Origin of the sequence: Runella limosa DSM 17973, from assembly GCF_000482465.1 — a bacterium.
Taxonomy (GTDB): domain Bacteria; phylum Bacteroidota; class Bacteroidia; order Cytophagales; family Spirosomataceae; genus Runella; species Runella limosa.
On the sequence record NZ_AXVJ01000043.1, the window covers coordinates 83,466 to 102,614 of the forward strand.

Genomic DNA, 19,149 nt, shown 5'->3' on the forward strand with positions numbered 1-19,149 from the left:
TAACAAAACACGCAAACAAATGGACTTAAAAAACAGCACAATCCTTATCACAGGAGGCACAAGTGGAATCGGTTTAGAATTTGTAAAACAATTGACTAAGCTAGGGTCAACTATCATTGTTACAGGCAGAAAACTGGATGCTCTTAACGAAACAAAAAAGCAATTCCCCAACGTACATACGTTTCAAAGTGACGTGAGTAATCCGAGGGATATTGAGAAACTACACAAAGAAATTACGCTACAATTTCCCGACCTCAACATCCTCATTAATAACGCAGGTTTGATGCGTTTAATCGACGTACAAGACCAGTCATTAGACTTGGAAAATATCAATCGAGAAATCGCTACTAACCTTTCAGGAACGGTTCAGATGGTGCATCAATTTTTACCCCATTTATTGAAACAAAAATCTGCTGCGATTGTCAACGTTTCATCGGGGATAGCCTTTATTAGTGAGATGAAAATAAAAACCTTTCGTATCTTAGCAATAAGGAAGAAGCATCAATACTGAACTACTAACAGCCATAACTTTTGAATCTATCCAAACAAGTATTAAAAAATCAAATACGAATGATTCAGTGGCAATTAATGGATTGGGGGTATCGCTAGGAATCAACTCTTGGATAAATAAATTCAATAATCACAACGTTGGCATAAGAGCTGTCTATACTTACGCAACATTTGATGCAAGCAAATACCTAGCAAGCAGTATCGGTAGGCATTCATTTACTTTTTCATTAATTTACAGGTTTCCGAAACGAAACCAAAGAAATAAAAGCCCGAATCAATCTAGCACATGAACTAGCTATTTTATAAATAAAGTTACTCAATCCACCCAAACCATCTTTCACCTTACATCTTCCATGAAGTCACGCCAGAAAACCACGTTCCAACGCTACTTTCTACTATTGTTCCTTCTCAATCTTGCTTTTGTAAGCTATGCAGGAAGCAATCAAGCCTCCACTCGCACGACCTGGAACGGCTTCGAAATGCTGGAGTTTCAATTTGAAGGTGTCGAAGCTAAAGTGGTTTTCCCCCATCAACCCAACCAAAACAAAAACTGGATTTGGCGTACTCAGTTTTGGGCGCATGAGCCACAAGTGGATATTGCGTTGTTACAAAAAGGGTTTCATGTGGTGTATGTCGATGTGGTTGACTTATACGGCGGGCCAAAATCCATCCGCCGATTCGATGGTTTTTACAGTCATCTGATTCAACGCTTCGGGCTAAACCGTAAAACAGTCTTGGAAGGATTGAGTCGAGGCGGTTTGGATGCCTACAATTGGGCTTCGCGGAACGTGGACAAGGTATATTGTATTTACGCCGATGCCCCCGTGTGCGACATAAAAAGTTGGCCAGGCGGCTTAGGCAAGGGAAAAGGCTCAAAAAACGATTGGGAAAAATGCCTCAACGCCTACGGCTTGACAGAAGCGACGGTCAATGAGTTGAAAGACAGCCCTATCAACAATTGTGTACAACTTGCGGCGGCAAAAATCCCGCTCTTACACGTCTGCGGAGACGCAGATGATGTCGTCCCCATTGAAGAAAATACGTATCGACTAGCCGAAGCGTACCGAAACGCGGGAGGAACGATTGAACTCATCGTAAAAAAAGGCGTGGGCCATCACCCACACAGCTTAAAAGACCCCCAACCGATTGTTGATTTTATTTTAAAAAGCACTGGAAATCAAGAATAAAAACCAACATTTTCGAAGATTTTAAGCGTTTTTTGTAGAAAAACGATTTTTTACAATTTCGGGCGAGTGCGGTAGTGCAACTTTGCATCGTTATTTATTTCATCCTTTAAACGTACGAAACAATGTTTACCGCAGAGCAAATCAAAGCAGCCCACAGCAAAGTAAAATCAGGTGCCGACTTTCCCGCTTACATCAAAGAAATTAAGGCATTGGGCGTGACCCACTATGAAGCCTACGTCAGCGATGGGCACATTGATTACCACGGCGCCAACAACCACACCGCCAAAGTTCCTGAGAAATACGCCCCATTGGCCATTGCCGATACCGCAAAAGTGGAGACGTTCAAAGCAGAACTGCTTGCGCACCAACAAGGCAAAACCGATTACCTCACTTTCATTGCGATGTGCGCCGAAACAGGGATTGAGAAATGGGAAATCTGCCTTGACAAAATGACCTGTACTTATTTTGACAAAGCAGGTACCGAAGTTTTGGTCGAGCAGATACCGCAGCTTTAGTTTCTGGAAAAAACAATTTGATAACGCGAGGCAGGGCTTCGCGTTATGTGTTCTAAGCGTTCTAGCTTGACTTTAGGTGGTTTACTGCCACAACATCGGGCTTAGAAATACAAAACGATAGCTATCCCTACTCAGTCACTTAACTTCCAAACACCAATAATTCATGAAATTAATCGACTTTATTAAACAGAAATTAGGTTTATCACCTGAGTCAGTTGAGAACAACACTCCGATTATTGATAGAATTGGTTGGACTGGACAAGATTTTGAATTTCTGATTGTAGGTGAAATCAATGTATTATCTGATTTTGACCAGTTGATGACACCAAATTCATTTGAGTGGACAAAAACTCATAAAAACGGCTGGGATTATTACCAAGTTGGGCAAGATGAGTTTAGGTACTCTTTTGAAGAACCAGGCATACAAATGACGTTCAATGAAGAAATTAGCTTTGATAAAGCCAAGAAAATTGGGGATGAAGTAATTCTAAATATCAATTCAACGGGGCAAAATGCTGAACTACTTATTCTGGACAAGAGAAAAGTACATAGATTTAATTGACCGCTGAATACTAGGTCGTAACTCACTCTCGCAGTTGTTGCACATTCAATTAAAACAGCTTCATAGCGCCCACATTCAGAAAATGACAGAAGCTACCCCTCAACTCTCTCAACCCGAACTTGAAGGAGAAATTTACTACTTATCAGAACAAGAAGGGGGTCGAAGAAACCCCGTAGCATCAGGGTATCGGGGGCAGTTTTACTATAATGGCAGAGATTGGGACGCCCCCCAAACATTAATCAATAAAGAGCTCTGCTATCCAGGTGAAAATGTGAAGGTTAGACTTCAAACGTTAAGTCCCAACTTTCACGTTGGGCAATTTTACGTAGGGCAAGGCTTTGAAATAAGAGAAGGCACAAAAACCGTCGGCCGTGGTAAAATCACGCAGGTTTTAAGGACAGATTTCAATTATTGGGACTTTGATACTTTTTTCAAGGAACTAAAGCCAGAACATAAACCAGTTGATTTTCAGAATATTAAAAGTTTCTCTACAAGAGTTCGTCACGCATTAGGCGCTATTAAGCAGATTAGTAACCTAAGGCTCTCAAAATCCTTGTCGAATCACTCCCAAATGTTGACTATCGAATGCAACCTAAGAGAAGTGGGTAATCAAGCTCTTCCGTTGATGGACGAAATCTGTGACCGTTGGAGACAGGAAATCCAACTAGCTAACTCCCATTATAAAACCGAGCTAAAACCTCTCACAAAAGGGGTTCAATTTGAACTCACTTTTGCCACTTGGCACAGTAGCTTCGTAACAGGAAAAATTATTGTAAACGCCATTTGATAGCATGAGGCAGATGCTCTCTAAAGAAGAGTATTTTGTAATACCAAAACAAACTATTGTACGTAAAATATCTGTACACAAGAAGTAATTTGTACAGGTATTTTACGTACATTTACAAAAAGATTTTATTTATGAACACAACAACCAAAGAACAGGCACGATTTGACGCAAGGCTTTCAAAAGAACAAAAACATTTTTTTGAGAAAGCCGCTTATTTAGGTGGTTTTAGAAGTCTGACAGATTTTGTTATTCTGACAGTACAAGAAAAAGCGAAGGAAATCATAAAGGAAAAGGAGCAAATAATCGCTTCTGAAAAGGACAGTCAACTCTTTTTTGATGCAATCACCAACCCAAAGCCCCCCTCAAAAACCCTGAAAAGCGCTTATGAGGATTATAACACCTTCATATCAAACTCAAAAAATGATTGAGCTTTTAGACACAAAACATAATCGAGAAGGTTTTGACTGTGGGAAGGAGCTTCTAAATAATTACTTAAAAACCCAAGCTGGTCAAGACATTAAAAGGAAACTATCGGCTTGCTTTGTGCTATCAAATAGAGAAACAAACGATATCCAAGGATATTATACACTTTCAAACAATAGTATTCCCCTAAGTAGTTTTCCCGAGCAAATTCGGAAGAAACTCCCAAAAGCCTACACCTCTATCCCAACTACTTTACTCGGAAGATTGGCTATTGACAGCAAATATCAAGGAAAGGGAATTGGAAAAATCTTGTTGATTGATGCGTTGAAAAGAAGTTACCAAATTTCACAAGAAATAGGTTCATTCGCGGTTATTGTTGACCCAATAGATGAAGAAGCCGAAAACTTTTACACGAAATATGACTTCATAAAGCTTCCTGACAGCCAAAAAATGTTCATCGCTGTTAAAACATTAGAACAACTGTTTACTTAGAAAGTTTATCACAAAGAAACTCCTATCACTCCCCTCCCTTACTCACTACCATTTTCAAAAAATCTTCTCGAAAATTACTTCCGAGCGGCACTTCGCCTTTTTGGAGCAACAGCACTCGGTATGACTCTATAATGCTGATTTTCTGGACATTGACCGCAAATGAACGGTGTACTCGCACAAACTGCGACGCAGGTAGCAGTTCCAACACCGAGCTAAACGTCTGCGTAATGTTGAACGTGCTGTGCTCGGTTACAAATTTCACCTGATTACCCTGGGCCTCCACGTAATACAGTTCATCAAAAAACAGTTTAATCAACTTACTGTCCGACTTTAGAAAAACAAAATTTTCGGTCGTGTTGGGTTGCTGTTTCAGGGCTGCTTTTGCCTTTTCAATGGCTTGGAGAAAACGTTCCATTGAAAATGGCTTCAGCAGGTAGTCGGTGGCGGCGAGGTCAAAAGCCTCGTAAGCGTGCTCTTTGTACGCAGTCGTAAAAATCGTGATCGGCTTGGTATGTAGGCTTTTTAAGAAACTAATCCCACTCATCACGGGCATATTGATGTCCAGAAACAGCACATCCACCCTACCCGTCTCCAAAATCGGCCTTGCCATAAACACATCCACCACCGAACCAACCACCTCTATGTCAGGCAGATGCTTACAATACCCTTCAATCAATTGGCGCGCCAGCGGTTCATCATCTACTATGAGTGCTTTCAGTATCATGTCAGCCTTAGTTTAACCATAAACGTATTGTTTTTCTGCTCAATACTTAAATCGTGACGGTTGGGGTATGCCAGCTCCAGCCGTTTTTTTACATTTTCCAAACCTAAGCCACTGTGTTGTTCCAACGCATTGGTGGTCACGTTGGGGTCAAAACTATTTTGTACCGAAAAAAGGATCGTTTTCCCCCAAATCTGCACATCTATGGCAATTTTTATCACTGGATTTTGGGTATTTTTTGAATGTTTGAACGCATTTTCTACAAATACAATCAAGAGCATAGGGGCAATGGGCGGCGCTTCGGCGAGAGATTCGGGCCAATTTGCAGTCAGTTCCAGGCGTTCTCCAAGGCGTATTTTTTCAAAGTCAATGTAATTTTTGAGGTAGTTAATTTCGTCGTCGAGGGCTACCATCGCGGCTTTGGTGTCGTACACCGTATAGCGCAGCAAGTCCGACAATTTGAGCAGCAGCGGGGGTAGCTTAGTCGCATCGTGTATCGAAAGTGCATACAGGTTATTGAGCGTATTGAACAAAAAATGAGGGCTCAACTGGCTTTGTAGCAACTTCAACTCCGCATCGCTTACGTTGGCTTTGGTTTCGGCGGTGGTAATCTTTCGTTCTATTTGGTGTTTGATAATGGTAACGCCCATCGTGGTCACAAACCCGAGCCCCATCAAGGCCAAATTGACATACAACAATACCACAAAGCTCGCACTGAACCTCAAATAATTGATTGCCAACCCAAAGCCCAGCAAAAAGCCTACAAACAATATCCCCAAAATCGTCACGGCGCGGTCTTCATTACGAGCGCTTTTACTCAAATAATACTCCGCAATAAAACGGCCTGCCGCCGCGCAGCCTATCGTCAACAAACTACCTATCAAGGCGTGGTTCTTTTCACCGTCTAAATCAATGATGTGAAATGTAAAAAGCACCGCAAAAAATAGTCCTACCGCGCACAAAGCCCAGAGAATAAGGGTGATAACAATCTGTTTTGGCTTACCAAACATCAACCAAAGTATAACCACCGAAAGGGTAAAAAAGATAATCTGTCCAGCCATTTTGTTTCAAATTTTTTGCTCAAAAATGGGGATTCTGTTTCATTTCATTTTTACACGGCTGACAGAAAGCCTTTTTTGACTGACGAAAACTGTAAAATACGAATTTATACTTTTCATATCTCTCCTCGTCAGTCGATTTTCCCTTTTTATCACAGCAGTTGCCCTTTCTGTCCGTCCCCTTCTCTAAAAGACAGCCCCTTTCCGAGTTTTGTCCAAAAACCACAAAACACCATGAAAAAATACCTCCTTTTCTTTCTATTGATTACTTCAACGACTTGGGCTCAAAACTCCCTCCGAGGTGAAATCAAAGACCACCACAACGAGGCTGCCGTAGGAGCCAACGTCCTGCTGATTGCCTTGCCCGATAGTCAACAAGTGGCAGGTAACTCGGCAAATGCGCAAGGTAAATTTGAGTTTTCCAACCTCAAACAAGGCAGTTATTTTCTAAAAATCAGCTACCTAGGTTCAAAAAAATTCCAAAGCCCCACGATTCGGTTGGGAACAGCGCCTATTACGCTTCCCACCATTTTTTTACTTCCTGACAAAACGCAACAGCTTGCCGAGGTCGTTGTCAAAACAACTCGTCCGCTGGTGGTACAAGAGGAGGACAAAACCGTGATTAATGTGGAAGCAATGAACGGCGCTGCCACGCTTTCGGCCCAAGAGGTGTTGGAAAGAACGCCCAACGTGCTGGTAGATCAAAACGGAAATGTCCAACTCAACGGGCGCGGCAACGTGCTGGTGCTCATCGACGGGCGGCCTACCTACATGAGTGGCAACGACTTATCGACGTACCTTAAATCACTCCCCGCCCAAATGCTGGATAAGCTGGAACTCATGGATTCGCCTCCTGCCAAATACGATGCCGCTGGTTCGGCTATTGTGAATATTGTGCTGAAAAAAAATAAACTGTACGGCCTGACGGGCAATGTAAGTACCAGCCAAAGCGTAGGGCACACGTGGCGAAGTTATAACAACCTAAACCTCAACTATCGATTGGGGAAACTGAACTTGTTTGGGGGCGTTGGTTTGCCTCGCGATGCCAATCGTACAGTTACGACTTCTACACGTACTACCACCGAAAACACTAACAGTCAACAATATAGCAGCGAAAACATCGGAACCAATCAGAGTTTGGGGGGATCGCTTCGGCTTGGTTTTGATTACGATAAAAGCAAAAATACGGTCATCGGTGGTCAGTTATTTGTACAAAAGAGCCATCGAAACGACGGGGCGGTGTTTACTAATTTAATCAACAACGAGCCGTATTTCGGCATCAATCGTGGACAATTTGACTGGAATAGCCTAAGTGCCAGCCTCAATTTTACCCACAAGCCCCAAAAGCCAGGCAGCGAATGGAGCGGCGATGTCAGTTATCAGCGGTTTGGGTCGGAAGGAATGCGAAACTTTCAGAGCATCCATGACGACAAAACCCAGATTTTTAACAATATTTTCTTTACCCCCGCCACTATTTTCACCTTTAAAACGGATTATCGACTCCCTATCTCTAAAAAGACCACGGTGGAAACGGGGTTAAAAACTGGTTTTGTCCAAAATACCAACGAAGCTGACGTGGAAAATAAGCTAGAGCAAAGTTTTGTGATAGACCCCACCAAAAGCAACCATTTTGTTTATAACGAAAACATCAACGCCGCTTACTTGAGCCTGCGCCATACCCTCAGCCCTAAAGCAAGTTTCCAACTAGGACTACGTGCCGAAAACACCAATATTGAAGGTAATCTGCTGCCCAATATCGCTACGACGGGCGAGCGGTTTTCGCAGCATTTTACGAATCTCTTCCCTACCTTCTTTTTTCGACGGACGTTGGACAGTTTGGGAAAACATAACCTAAGTTTCAACTACGGCCGCCGCATCAATCGCCCTAGTTACCAACAGTTTAACCCTTTCCTAAACTACATCGACGACTATACCTTCACCAGCGGCAATCCTTCCTTGAAGCCTTTTTACCTGCACAATCTCCAGCTTCGTTACCAAAACAGCAGCGGCATTAGTGTAGGTCTAGCCGTGGATTTTGCGGATGGGTTGAATGGTGATTTAAACATTCGGGAGGGTGATGTATTTGTGCGTAAACCGTTCAATTTGGGCAAGGGCTATCGGTTTGGAATTGTGAGTAACTACAACAAAAAAATCAACAAGTATTGGACTACCAACGTGAGTTTTCAGGGGTTTCGGTTCAATATCCAAGGCACCGTCAATGGCGACCTAGCCGTGACCCGCTACGTCTCGTTTCGCTTCAATACGAGCCAGCAGTTTAGTTTTGGCAAAGGGTGGTCGGCCGAATTGTACACCCAAATCTCAGCCCGAGACCAGGTATTTACTATGACTATGAGTAGTTTTTATTCTATTTATGTGAGCGTCGGCAAGAAAATCTTGAAAGACAAAGGCAGTATTCGTTTGATGATAGAAGACCCGACTTTTGCCAACTACCGCACCGAAACCATGACCAATTACCAAAATACGACCCAATACCATCAAAGTAAAAGCGATACTCGCCGCATTGGACTGAATTTTAGCTATCGTTTTGGCAACGAAAAGTACACCCGTCGCCGCCAAACCGAAGACTCCGCCGAAGAAGAACGCCGAAGAGTCCAGTAGAGAATTAAAAATTCTGTTCTTTGGGTATTGTTTACGAACTTTGCGGCTGTTATCTCTGTTGGTAGTCAACTTTATCTAAGAAAACAGTACTAAGCAAATGACTTTTAAGTTGTTAAGCCGTTGGACTCACATTGGGTTGCTTTTTTTCGTCACCACCTCGTTTGCCCAGCAAGCCCCCATCGACGTCACCGAACAAACCATCAAACTTGGCCCCATGCAGGAGCAAGAGTTACAGTTTGGGTTTGCGGCGGGCGATAAAATTTTATTTCAGTTCAAAGAAATCAACGACAAAGAACTCAAAGAAATTGAGGTCATTGAATACCCCAACACGCCAAAGTTCTCGGACTACAAAACTACCCAAATAGACACCAAAACCATTCAGGTGGTGAAGCAGGGCGTGTATTTATTTAAGTTTAAAAACGGGGCCATTTTGGGGCGTATTTGTAAAATAAAAATCCAGCGAGTACCCGCGAGTGAAGTCACGATTAACTTCAACACAGCGGTGTCGTGGGAAGATAAACAAGAAACGACCTACAATACCTACACCAAAGAGGTATTGGCAGGTTACGACACCACTTACACCCGCAAAACCCAAAAAGTGGTGGTAAAATCGGAACAGCGGGAGGAATTGGTTTTTGACAAACCACAGCGGGTACATTCGTCGGCCAACACCAACGGCAACAAGGCATCGCTGTCGTTTACCCTTCCCAAAAACGTCATTACCCCTTACAAAACGACCAAAGTGGTATCGTGGGCGTACTGGGTAGGTGTGGGCAATGAAGCGAACGAAGCGTGGAAGCAAAATTCAAAAATCATCGTAAGTATCGCCAAAGGGGCAGCGGCGTATTTTACCACACCGCTCGGGGCGTTAGCAGCGGGGGTTGTGACCGATTTGGCCATTCCTAAAATGGGGGAAGACGTATATTATGCCATCGCCGACAAAACCAACCGTGACTTGTTTATAGCGGGCCAGCCCAACCGAGTCATTGATCAAGGGAAGGGTGTTGCAGGTTTTAGGAAATTTTCTGACCCTGCCCTGTGCCAAGGTGCGTACTATATTTTACTTTCCAACGACAACCTAGTTCAGGGCGTAGATGCGTCGGTAAAAGTGATTGCCATCGTAGAAACCACCACCTACGAAGACAAAGTCATCACCGAAACAAACCTCACGCCTCGCTACGAAAAAAAGACATTCTCCGAGCCTGTGATTAAAACAGTGCGAATGCCTGTAACGGGGAAATGATGGAAGGATAGAAAAATACTCTTATCTTTGCAGTCACAATGAAGCACCTGAACAACATACTACGTCTTCCATTTTTTAGCACTTATTATCGTACAATATTTGCTCGGGAAGGCTATGTTCATACTTCAACACCGCAACTATTGTAAGTAACTGGTACACAACATAACCTCAAAGCCCGGGCAGCAATGTCCGGGCTTTTTTTATTTTCAAAAACAATGGAAACAATCAAACACCTCCAAGAAAACGTTGAAATTACCCTCCCCGAAAATGGGCTGGAGGAAAAACTAGCTCATACTCAACGACAAAACCGTAAACTCATCATCAAACTAGGATTTGATCCCACTGCACCCGATTTGCACCTAGGCCATGCCGTCGTACTCAAGAAAATAAAACAATTTCAAGAGCTTGAGCACAAGATTGTAATCGTTGTCGGAAGTTTTACAGCTCAAATCGGTGATCCTACTGGCAAAAATAAAAGTCGAAAGCCCTTGAATGCCGCTGAAGTCCAGCACAATGCCCAAACATACATTAATCAACTTTCCAAAGTAATTGATGTCTCTCAAGCACAAATTGTATTCAACTCCAATTGGCTTGACCAATTGCCATTCTCCGCAATCATTCAATTGTTGTCAAAAGTCACGGTAGCTCAATTATTACAACGTAACGATTTTAACAAACGGCTCAAAGAAAATACGCCCATCGCCATACACGAGCTAGTCTATCCTATTTTGCAGGGTTTTGACTCGGTTCAAATCAACTGCGACATCGAAATGGGTGGCACTGACCAACTTTTCAACTGCGCCATGGGGCGACACCTAATGGAAGCGCATGATCTTTCTCCCCAAATTGTTATGTGTATGCCTTTGTTAAAAGGGTTGGACGGAAAAGAAAAGATGAGTAAATCTCTAAATAATACTATAGGGTTGACAGATACTCCCAATGACATGTTTGGCAAAACAATGTCGATTCCTGATGACCTCATTCTTGAATTTTTGGAGCTCACAACCGATTTCTCTTCTACCCAAAAAAAGGAATTCAAAAGCTGTTTGGAGAAGGGAGAAAACCCTATGAATCTCAAAAAAGTGATTGCTAAAAACATTATTACCCAATATCATTCTGCCGAAGAAGCCGAACAAGCAGAATCATTTTTTAAGAACCAATTTCAAAGCCAACGATTTGAGGACAAAAGTTTTGTTTCCGTCAATATTTCTTCATTACAAACAGAGGGGGAAACACTTTCTTTACTCCAACTTTGTCATCAACTCAGAGGAAAAGTAACAAAGTCAGAAATCAGACGCTTAATTGAAAGTGGAGCAGTCCGCATTAATAATATCAAAACCACTGATCCTTACCTCTTACTTTTCCCTACAAACCACACAAAAATTCAAATTGGTAAACGTGACTGCTACGAGCTAGTATAGAATATTTTTTCGATTGCCAGAGGTAAAATCACCTCTGGTAACCTATTTTGCAAACTTTTCCATTTCTTCGATAATTTTTACAACAGCCCATGAAAGACCTCATCTTACAAGCCTACGAGCAGCTGGCTTTCAAATACAGCGAACTCATTGAATACAAACCTCATAACGCACACTATGACCGCCCTAATACGCTTAGTTTACTGCCTGATGTAGCAGGGAAGAAAATTTTAGATGCCGCTTGTGGGCCAGGCAAATACGCCCAAATCTTACTATCGCAAGGAGCGCAGGTAACAGGCTTTGACCTAAGCCCCACGATGGTTTCATTGGCCAAAGAGCGAAACCCTGAGCACCAAAACAACTTCTACGTTCATGACCTTTCCGCCCCGTTCGAACAACACTCGGATAGTACCTTCGACTTGGTGCTGTGCGCCCTCGCCCTACATTACCTACCCGACTGGACATTGACAATACAGGAGTTTTGTCGGGTTTTAAAACCTAACGGTACCCTCATCGTGTCGATGGAGCACCCGTTTTTTGAGTACAATTATTTCCAGTCAACGAAGTATTTTGAGGTCGAACACGTCAAATGTGTTTGGAAAGGATTTGGCTCGCCCGTTGAAATCAACAGTTTCCGAAGGCCGCTGAGTGAGTGCATCGCTCCGCTCACCGACAATGGTTTTTACATTGATAAACTCGTAGAACCTAAACCCACACCTGAATTTGAGGCCCTTGACCCCAAACACTTCAAGGAACTCAATGCCTTTCCTGCGTTTATGTGCATTCGGGCCGTAAAAAAATAGCCCGCTGAAATTTGGGACAACTTTTAGATATTTGCAGTAAAATCAGATTCGCTACCATTTCCGCACGTCGTAGCGCCCCCTTTAAGTAGTATTCCAAAGATGGTCAAGTCAAAAATCAGAAGAGGCTATCGCATAGCCAAGTACATCGTGTACAAAGAAACGCTCGTCGATTCCGTTGAAAATTTCTGGTCGTTTACGGGTGCTTTTTTAGGCATTGGGCTAATCGCCTTTTTGCAAACTACTCTCTCCGAAGTTGACAATTTGTTTTTAATCGGTTCATTTGGGGCGTCTTCCGTATTGATTTTTGGAGCGATTCAAAGTCCGCTGGCTCAACCGCGAAACTTGGTCGGCGGGCACCTCATTTCAGCCGTTTTGGGAGTAACTATCTACCAAGTCTTTCCCAATATCATCTGGTTTACAGCCCCTTTGGCAGTGTCTTTGTCCATTTTGTGTATGCAAATCACCAAGACGTTGCACCCACCTGGAGGTGCGACGGCGTTGATTGCCGTCATAGGTTCAGAAAAAATCAAACACTTGGGCTATTGGTTTGTGCTTTCACCCGTTGCCACTGGCGTGTTTATTTTGCTGATTGTAGCACTTATTTTTAACAACCTTACCCCTAACCGCAAGTACCCCACCAACAGTCGTTTTTCGAGAACGTTCCAATGGGCAACCCGTCCCACAAAAAGATTTCTAAAGCGAATGAAGAAAAAACACTATTAGCGAGCTGGTTTTGAGAAACCAGCGGCACACTACCACGTGCTTGCGGTTTCTCAAAACCGCAAAAAGGGTTTCTTAAAACCCAATTCGATTGTAAATTTGTTACCAACAGGCTGGTTTTGAGAAACCAGCAACACACTGCCACGTGCTTGCGGTTTCTCAAAACCGCAAAAAGGGTTTCTTAAAACCCAATTCTTTAATCAATTTGTTACCAAAAAGCTGGTTTTGACAAACCAGCAACACACCGCTACAAAACCTCAAATTCAACACGTTATGAAAACCTTTTTTCTTCTTTTAGTCGTGAGCCTTATGCTACAAAGTTGTTTTAGCAACTCCAACTCACCTGTCAATACACTAGGAGGCTGGTACACACTTACGTCTATTTCCTCCGACACTCCTGTAGATTTAAACAATGATGGAGTGCGCTCGGTTGATTTTTTGGGTGAATTAACAGCCCGCTATTATGACCATACGCAACAGGCTACTATTCCTATGTTTGCTTCAACGGGTTCTGTATATAACGCCGAAATAAGACCACACGCCAGTAATCAAAATAAGACTCCAAGCATTGATTTTAACTTTCCGCATCAAGCCATTGATTCAACTTCTTTGTCGAACCGAAACTATTTTCTACACTGGTACCAACCTGCTTTTGAAGGATTTACGTACGAAATACAAAAAGACCAGCAAATCAAACTCATTGATAAACTGACAATTAGCAACAAAAAAATCGGCACAGTTACGCATTTAGAACGGATTAATGCTAACTCTTTTGAGTTGATGATGGACAAAAACGTCTTTGACTTTGTCGATAAGAAATGGAAAATAGTCCAATTAAAAGCAATCTATTTGCGCGCAGATTTCTAGGTATTGTAATGCACTGGTTTTGAGAAACCAGCGGCACGGCATGTGCCTGAGGTTTCTCAAAACCGAAGTAAGGGTTTCTCAAAACCCAATACCGCACCAACTTCGCTACCAATACGCTGGTTTTGAGAAACCAGCGACACAGCCACACTACCAACAAGCTTGATTTTGAGAAACCAGCGACACGCACTGTGCCTGAAGTTTCTCAAAACCGAAGTAAGGAAGATGTACGGCTATGCCAAGTAGCTACTAATACTCATGACGTCGGCAAATACTCCCGAGGCCGTCACTTCTGCGCCTGCCCCTGGACCTTTGACCACCAACGGACGGCTGTTGTAACGCTCCGTTGTAAACGAAACAATATTGTCGGCACCCGAAAGCGAATAGAAAGGATGATCAGCATCGACCGTACGAAGCTGGAGCGTGGCTTTGCCGTTTTCAAGGGTAGCGATGTAGCGAAGTTTTTCGCCTTTGGCTACGGCCTCGTTGAGCAAATTTGCAAAATACGCATCAGAACCTTCTACTTCCTTAAAAAACGCATCAACTGTCGGTGCTTGAAGACAGTTTTCGGGCAAAATTGGTGCAATTTGAATATCACTCATTTCGAGTGCAATGCCTGTTTCACGCGCTAAAATCAAAATTTTACGCGCCACGTCTAGCCCGCTCAAATCGTCGCGTGGATCTGGCTCGGTGTAACCTTTTTCTTTGGCCTCACCAACGATATCCACAAAACGAGTACCTTCCACAAAGCTGTTGAAGATAAACGACAACGTTCCTGATAAAATCGCCTCAATTTTGACGAACTTATCTCCACTCGACATCAACCCTTGAATCGTGTTAATGATGGGCAAACCCGCGCCTACGTTAGTTTCATACAAAAACTTAACACCCTTCCGAACGGCCGTTTGTTGCAAACGACGGTACTCGGCGTAGCTACTTGAGTTAGCTACTTTGTTGGGCGTCACCACCGAAACACTCGCGTCGAGCAACGGGAAATAATATTGAATGATATCTTTATCGGACGTGCAGTCGATAAAGACACTATTAGGCAAGTTGAACTCCCGAATACGCTGTACAAACGCCGAAAGACTGGTCGTTTTTCCGTTTTCATCGAGTTCTTCTGTCCAATTTTGTAAACTTATCCCTTCTGGATTGAGCCACATTTTTTTACTACGTGCCAATCCTACCACGTTGATTTTCAACAATTTTTCTTGAGCCAAATAGTCAGCCTGCGCCGCAAGTTGTTTCAAAAATGTACTTCCAATCAAGCCCGTACCTACCACAAACAAGTTGAGTGTCCGTACTTCTGATTGGAAAAATACCCCGTGAATGGCGTTGAGTGCTTTCGAAAGGTCGTTTTTCTGAATCACTACCGAAATATTCAACTCCGAAGAGCCTTGTGCCGTCGCAATCACGTTGATACCATTTTTGCCCAGTGCTGTAAACAGTTTTCCAGACACCCCCGTACTACGGCGCATTCCTTCACCCACAATCGCGATGATAGAAACGTTGCGCTGAATCTGAATACCGTCGCGGTCGATGTCGCCTGCCGCAATCTCAACCGAAAACTCTTGGTCGAGCACATCTTTAGCCCGTTCGGCATTTTTAGGGTCAATCGCAAAGCAAATCGAGTGCTCCGACGAGGCTTGCGAAATCAAAATCACGCTGATTTTATTGCGCGACATGGCCGAAAACAAACGAGCCGATACCCCTGCCACGCCAATCATCCCACTTCCTTGGACGTTGACCAACGCAATGTCATCAATCGAGCTAATCCCTGTGATGGCGTAAGGGGTTTCGAGGGCCGTATTGTGCACGGTTGTTCCTTCCGAAGCCGTGTTGAAGGTATTAAGTACTTTGATAGGAATATTTTTGGCAAAAGCAGGTTGCAAGCTCGGCGGGTAAATCACCTTTGCTCCAAAATGGCTTAACTCCATCGCTTCGGCGTAGGTAATGGTCGGAATGGTAAAAGCATTCGACACCTTACGCGGATCGGCAGTCATCATTCCGTCCACGTCTGTCCAAATTTCAATTACTTCCGCGTCCAATGCTGCGCCAAAAATCGAGCCTGTATAATCCGAGCCTCCGCGGCCAAGCGTCGTTGTGATGCCGTCTTCGGTAGAACCAATAAAGCCCGTGATGCACAACAAGGCGTCAGTTTTGGCAAAATGTGCGTTGATTTGCGCGTTTGTTACCTCAAAATCTACTTCGGCGTAGCTGAAATGATTATTGGTGCGAATGAGCGTGCGCGCGTCACAAAACTCCGCATTGACGCCGCGTGCTTTGAGGGCTTCGGTGATGATGGTCGTTGAAAGGCGTTCGCCAAACGACATCAACAAGTCGAGCGTACGAGTCGATAATTCACGAATCAGCGAAATCCCTTTTAGTAAATCTTCGAGTTCATTGACGAGGCCACGTACTTTGGCAATCGAACTACTCTGGCTTTTAATATCAATCAACCCGCGCACGGCCGTAAAGTGGCGTTCTTCGAGGGCTTTGAGCGCATCGTAGTAGTCGGTGTTACCCGTAGAAGCCATGCGGCCAATCTCAATCAGTTTATTGGTGACGCCCCCCATCGCCGAGTACACCACGGCAATGCGTTCGCCTTTTGCAATATTATCTTGTAAAATCTGGATGACTTGCTGGATACTTTCGACTGTGCCGCACGATGTGCCGCCAAACTTGAGGACTTTCATTCTAACTATAGCGTATCGTTAAACTGGAGCGGCGAACCGCCTCGGTGAGTGAATAATCGGGTGACTAGCACCGCTTTTACTTGTATAGCTGCAAATATAGTGCGGTGATAGGGGAATTATCGTATTTTTGTTGTAAACAATGCCTTAAAAGTTATGTCTGCCGTTGAAAAAACACTCTCGCCCGATGATTATTTGCAATGGGAACGCGCTGCTGAATCCAAAAGTGAGTACCATCGAGGTACAGTCACGTTGATGGCTGGTGCATCGCGCAATCACAATCGCGTGACCGCAAATTTAAGCGGAGAGATAGGAGTTCGCCTCAAAAGCTCTCGTTGCCAGCATTTTTCTCAAGACTTTCGTCTTTGGATTCCTACCGAAGAATTTTACACCTACCCCGATTTAACGATTGTTTGTGGAAAGCTTGAGCTGCTCGATGACCAGTTTGACACCATGCTCAATCCAACGACCATTATTGAGGTCTTATCTAAAAGTACAGCCCCCTACGACCGTGGCGAAAAATTTGAATACTACCGCAGCATTCCTTCTTTCAAAGAATACGTCCTCATTGATTCAGAGCGAGTTAAAATAGAAGTATGGCAAAAACTAGAATCACCTAATGTATGGGCATTGGTACACGAAACCAGTCGTTTGGACGATTCTATTCAATTAATGATGCTTCCATCAGCCATTTCGCTCCAAGATATTTATGCCCAAACGGTGGGGTTATTGCACATCAACGACTGAGATTCGTCCCTAAAAATCTCCCTTTGTCCCGCTTTTTTTCCATTGGTGTGGGTGTTGTTGCAACTATTGTGTATTACATAGTACCTTTGATTCAACAATAACACAAAAACTATTTAACAGCCATGGAAACTAACAGATTGTATCGCATAAAAAATCAAGCCGCCATTGGTGGGGTAGCCGCAGGTTTAGCACATTATTTCGACATCGACCGTTCGATTGTTCGTATTTTGTTTGTTATCGCATTTTTCTTTGCCGCGGGCGTTCCTGTCGTCTTCATTTATGTGCTTTTATGGGCGTTTTTGCCCAAAGCCATTATGGAAGAAAAGCCTATCCACGTGATTAGGTTGCAGAATTAACGGCGGTTTTAATAACCCGAAAGTTAAAAACTTTCGGGTTGTTTTTTTTAAGAAAAAGCGCGGCTTCGCTCTTCTACCAACGACTCTACCCACCGAAAACCAACATAACTTACCACTGATACAGCCACCAATACGCCCCAAAGCGTATAAAACCCAAAGCGAGTGGCGATTTGTCCTCCCAAGACGGGCGCCGTAACTTGCGCTATCGAATAACACATCGAATACAAGGCCGAATACTGACCTCGGTTTTGGGGTGTCGAACGTTCGATGGTGAGGGAGTTTAGAAACGGCATGGCCAGCATTTCGCTAAATGTAATGGTAATTACCGCAATGGGTAAAATCCAGACCATTCCTTGGAAGATAACAAAAAACAAATAGGCCAAGCCGCACAGCAGTACGCCCCATCCAATAAACGTTAGCTTGGAACGCAGGTGCTCAATGCGATAAATGAGGAGCATTTCTATCGCCGCCACCATCACTCCGTTCATCCCTAGCAGCAGTCCAATATAGACTTCTTTGATTTTCAGTTCGGAACGCCAAAAGACGGGCACAATGCTGAAAAATGTCATAAAACATATCGCAAAAAGTACCGTAAAGACCAACATTCGCATAAAAATACCATCTCGAAAGGCGGATTGAGTCACTGGCACTGTCTCCTCCGTTGACGAATGGTCGGCTTTTTTGGCATTTCGATTTTTCACCAATAGCAACAAAAATACCGCCGCAGCAATGTTGGTGATGCCGTCGGCGATGAAAAGGTATTTGTAACCAATCGTAGCAAAAATTCCGCCCAAAGCAGGCCCTATCGCCCATCCAACATTGATGGCAAGGCGGTTGAGGGCATACGCACGCGTACGGTTTTCGGGAGTGCTATAATAGGCAATAGAGGTCGAATTGGCAGGCCGAAATCCTTCTCCTACAAAATTGAGAAAAAAGGCCGTTATGCACAGCGTCGGTAGGGTTCGCATTTGCATTAACACAAAAAACGTCATTCCTCCCAAGGCCAAACTGCACAATTGTACGTAGTAATGGCCGAGTTTATCGGTTAGTTTTCCGCCCAAATAAACTCCAAGTATTCCTCCCGCTCCCGCACAACTTACCACTAAACCCGCGTCGGAGAGGGTAAAATGGAGTGATTGGGTCAGGTAAACGCTCATAAACGGAATGACCATGGTTCCCGAGCGGTTGATGAGCATCACGGCGGCAAGCAACCATATTTCGCGTGACATCCCGCCGTACGCATTTCGATAAAGTGTGGCTGTTTTTTGTATCATTGTTTTAGCTGTGATGATGGGCGTCGGAGACGCTGAACCGTATGTGTCCCGAAATGGAATTCGGGACAAGCTTGTGACGCTGAACCGTATGTGTCCCGAAACGGAGTTCGGGACAAGTGTAAAATGAAAAGGGCCAGTCGGTATAGTTCCGACTGAC

19 protein-coding genes are annotated in these 19,149 nt (G+C 43.8%); 15 read left to right on the top strand and 4 right to left on the bottom strand.

What is annotated here, in order from left to right:
* The first annotated feature begins 19 nt into the window (after window positions 1–19).
* From K339_RS32510 to K339_RS0104380, 7 genes are all read left to right on the top strand, one after another.
* Window positions 20–511, top strand: coding sequence for an SDR family NAD(P)-dependent oxidoreductase (locus K339_RS32510; protein WP_084332106.1), 492 nt, complete (start codon window positions 20–22; stop codon window positions 509–511).
* A gap of 352 nt (window positions 512–863) precedes the next feature.
* Window positions 864–1,697: an alpha/beta hydrolase family protein gene (locus K339_RS0104355; RefSeq protein ID WP_028522527.1), complete on the top strand. Its 834-nt coding sequence runs from the start codon at window positions 864–866 to the stop codon at window positions 1,695–1,697.
* A gap of 122 nt (window positions 1,698–1,819) precedes the next feature.
* Window positions 1,820–2,212 carry a DUF1398 domain-containing protein gene (locus tag K339_RS0104360; RefSeq protein ID WP_028522528.1) on the top strand — a complete coding sequence of 131 codons (393 nt, stop codon included), beginning with the start codon at window positions 1,820–1,822 and terminating at the stop codon, window positions 2,210–2,212.
* Between the two features lie 163 nt (window positions 2,213–2,375).
* Window positions 2,376–2,774 carry a hypothetical protein gene (locus tag K339_RS0104365; protein ID WP_028522529.1) on the top strand — a complete coding sequence of 133 codons (399 nt, stop codon included), beginning with the start codon at window positions 2,376–2,378 and terminating at the stop codon, window positions 2,772–2,774.
* Between the two features lie 82 nt (window positions 2,775–2,856).
* Complete coding sequence (locus tag K339_RS35720) at window positions 2,857–3,561, top strand: EF-Tu C-terminal domain-related protein (RefSeq protein ID WP_051397798.1); 705 nt, start codon at window positions 2,857–2,859, stop codon at window positions 3,559–3,561.
* 131 nt (window positions 3,562–3,692) lie between these two features.
* Entirely contained in the window at window positions 3,693–3,989 is a 297-nt protein-coding gene (locus tag K339_RS0104375) for a type II toxin-antitoxin system TacA family antitoxin (RefSeq protein ID WP_028522530.1), read from the top strand.
* Window positions 3,982–4,476 carry a GNAT family N-acetyltransferase gene (locus K339_RS0104380; protein WP_028522531.1) on the top strand — a complete coding sequence of 165 codons (495 nt, stop codon included), beginning with the start codon at window positions 3,982–3,984 and terminating at the stop codon, window positions 4,474–4,476. Before K339_RS0104375 ends, K339_RS0104380 begins: the two co-directional genes overlap by 8 nt.
* A 25-nt stretch (window positions 4,477–4,501) precedes the next feature.
* Here K339_RS0104380 and K339_RS0104385 read toward each other — a convergent pair whose 3' ends face one another.
* Window positions 4,502–5,200 (bottom strand): LytR/AlgR family response regulator transcription factor, encoded by a 699-nt coding sequence (locus K339_RS0104385; protein WP_037299206.1) that lies wholly within the window; start codon window positions 5,198–5,200, stop codon window positions 4,502–4,504.
* Complete coding sequence (locus K339_RS35725; RefSeq protein ID WP_051397799.1) at window positions 5,197–6,258, bottom strand: sensor histidine kinase; 1,062 nt, start codon at window positions 6,256–6,258, stop codon at window positions 5,197–5,199. The genes K339_RS0104385 and K339_RS35725 overlap by 4 nt, the downstream gene beginning before the upstream one ends.
* A gap of 231 nt (window positions 6,259–6,489) precedes the next feature.
* Here K339_RS35725 and K339_RS0104400 point away from each other — a divergent pair, with 231 nt between their 5' ends.
* The 6 genes from K339_RS0104400 to K339_RS0104425 all read left to right on the top strand — a co-directional run bounded on the left by K339_RS0104400 (window position 6,490) and on the right by K339_RS0104425 (window position 13,925).
* Window positions 6,490–8,874 carry a TonB-dependent receptor gene (locus K339_RS0104400; protein WP_028522533.1) on the top strand — a complete coding sequence of 795 codons (2,385 nt, stop codon included), beginning with the start codon at window positions 6,490–6,492 and terminating at the stop codon, window positions 8,872–8,874.
* A gap of 97 nt (window positions 8,875–8,971) precedes the next feature.
* Entirely contained in the window at window positions 8,972–10,117 is a 1,146-nt protein-coding gene (locus K339_RS0104405) for a hypothetical protein (protein ID WP_028522534.1), read from the top strand.
* 215 nt (window positions 10,118–10,332) lie between these two features.
* On the top strand, window positions 10,333–11,538 hold the full coding sequence (gene tyrS / locus K339_RS0104410; protein ID WP_028522535.1) for a tyrosine--tRNA ligase: 1,206 nt from the start codon (window positions 10,333–10,335) through the stop codon (window positions 11,536–11,538).
* 89 nt (window positions 11,539–11,627) lie between these two features.
* Window positions 11,628–12,338 carry a class I SAM-dependent methyltransferase gene (locus K339_RS0104415; RefSeq protein ID WP_028522536.1) on the top strand — a complete coding sequence of 237 codons (711 nt, stop codon included), beginning with the start codon at window positions 11,628–11,630 and terminating at the stop codon, window positions 12,336–12,338.
* Window positions 12,339–12,437: 99 nt separating this feature from the next.
* Complete coding sequence (locus tag K339_RS32525; protein ID WP_037299209.1) at window positions 12,438–13,061, top strand: HPP family protein; 624 nt, start codon at window positions 12,438–12,440, stop codon at window positions 13,059–13,061.
* 270 nt (window positions 13,062–13,331) lie between these two features.
* The gene (locus K339_RS0104425) at window positions 13,332–13,925 is read left to right on the top strand and encodes a hypothetical protein (protein ID WP_157607469.1); all 594 of its coding nucleotides are present in this window, start codon (window positions 13,332–13,334) and stop codon (window positions 13,923–13,925) included.
* 230 nt (window positions 13,926–14,155) lie between these two features.
* Here the strand turns inward: K339_RS0104425 and thrA are convergent, their stop codons facing one another.
* Entirely contained in the window at window positions 14,156–16,618 is a 2,463-nt protein-coding gene (thrA, locus tag K339_RS0104430) for a bifunctional aspartate kinase/homoserine dehydrogenase I (protein ID WP_028522538.1), read from the bottom strand.
* Window positions 16,619–16,771: 153 nt separating this feature from the next.
* Between thrA and K339_RS0104435 the strand changes: the two genes are divergently transcribed.
* Together K339_RS0104435 and K339_RS0104440 are read left to right on the top strand one after the other, a co-directional pair.
* Window positions 16,772–17,362, top strand: a complete 591-nt coding sequence (locus tag K339_RS0104435; RefSeq protein WP_028522539.1) for a Uma2 family endonuclease — start codon at window positions 16,772–16,774, stop codon at window positions 17,360–17,362.
* Between the two features lie 122 nt (window positions 17,363–17,484).
* Window positions 17,485–17,718 carry a PspC domain-containing protein gene (locus K339_RS0104440; RefSeq protein ID WP_028522540.1) on the top strand — a complete coding sequence of 78 codons (234 nt, stop codon included), beginning with the start codon at window positions 17,485–17,487 and terminating at the stop codon, window positions 17,716–17,718.
* 47 nt (window positions 17,719–17,765) lie between these two features.
* Here the strand turns inward: K339_RS0104440 and K339_RS32530 are convergent, their stop codons facing one another.
* Complete coding sequence (locus K339_RS32530; RefSeq protein WP_037299210.1) at window positions 17,766–18,992, bottom strand: MDR family MFS transporter; 1,227 nt, start codon at window positions 18,990–18,992, stop codon at window positions 17,766–17,768.
* Between the last annotated feature and the right edge of the window lie 157 nt (window positions 18,993–19,149).

Bases quoted from the DNA above. Each gene is read 5' to 3' on its own strand.
- K339_RS0104400 (WP_028522533.1), top strand. From the start codon at position 6,490: ATGAAAAAATACCTCCTTTTCTTTCTATTGATTACTTCAACGACTTGG.
- tyrS (WP_028522535.1), top strand. From the start codon at position 10,333: ATGGAAACAATCAAACACCTCCAAGAAAACGTTGAAATTACCCTCCCC.
- K339_RS0104415 (WP_028522536.1), top strand. From the start codon at position 11,628: ATGAAAGACCTCATCTTACAAGCCTACGAGCAGCTGGCTTTCAAATAC.
- K339_RS0104365 (WP_028522529.1), top strand. From the start codon at position 2,376: ATGAAATTAATCGACTTTATTAAACAGAAATTAGGTTTATCACCTGAG.
- K339_RS0104355 (WP_028522527.1), top strand. From the start codon at position 864: ATGAAGTCACGCCAGAAAACCACGTTCCAACGCTACTTTCTACTATTG.
- K339_RS0104380 (WP_028522531.1), top strand. From the start codon at position 3,982: ATGATTGAGCTTTTAGACACAAAACATAATCGAGAAGGTTTTGACTGT.
- K339_RS35720 (WP_051397798.1), top strand. From the start codon at position 2,857: ATGACAGAAGCTACCCCTCAACTCTCTCAACCCGAACTTGAAGGAGAA.
- K339_RS32530 (WP_037299210.1), bottom strand. From the start codon at position 18,992: ATGATACAAAAAACAGCCACACTTTATCGAAATGCGTACGGCGGGATG.
- thrA (WP_028522538.1), bottom strand. From the start codon at position 16,618: ATGAAAGTCCTCAAGTTTGGCGGCACATCGTGCGGCACAGTCGAAAGT.
- K339_RS0104425 (WP_157607469.1), top strand. From the start codon at position 13,332: ATGAAAACCTTTTTTCTTCTTTTAGTCGTGAGCCTTATGCTACAAAGT.
- K339_RS0104375 (WP_028522530.1), top strand. From the start codon at position 3,693: ATGAACACAACAACCAAAGAACAGGCACGATTTGACGCAAGGCTTTCA.
- K339_RS0104405 (WP_028522534.1), top strand. From the start codon at position 8,972: ATGACTTTTAAGTTGTTAAGCCGTTGGACTCACATTGGGTTGCTTTTT.
- K339_RS0104440 (WP_028522540.1), top strand. From the start codon at position 17,485: ATGGAAACTAACAGATTGTATCGCATAAAAAATCAAGCCGCCATTGGT.
- K339_RS0104385 (WP_037299206.1), bottom strand. From the start codon at position 5,200: ATGATACTGAAAGCACTCATAGTAGATGATGAACCGCTGGCGCGCCAA.
- K339_RS0104360 (WP_028522528.1), top strand. From the start codon at position 1,820: ATGTTTACCGCAGAGCAAATCAAAGCAGCCCACAGCAAAGTAAAATCA.
- K339_RS32510 (WP_084332106.1), top strand. From the start codon at position 20: ATGGACTTAAAAAACAGCACAATCCTTATCACAGGAGGCACAAGTGGA.
- K339_RS35725 (WP_051397799.1), bottom strand. From the start codon at position 6,258: ATGGCTGGACAGATTATCTTTTTTACCCTTTCGGTGGTTATACTTTGG.
- K339_RS0104435 (WP_028522539.1), top strand. From the start codon at position 16,772: ATGTCTGCCGTTGAAAAAACACTCTCGCCCGATGATTATTTGCAATGG.
- K339_RS32525 (WP_037299209.1), top strand. From the start codon at position 12,438: ATGGTCAAGTCAAAAATCAGAAGAGGCTATCGCATAGCCAAGTACATC.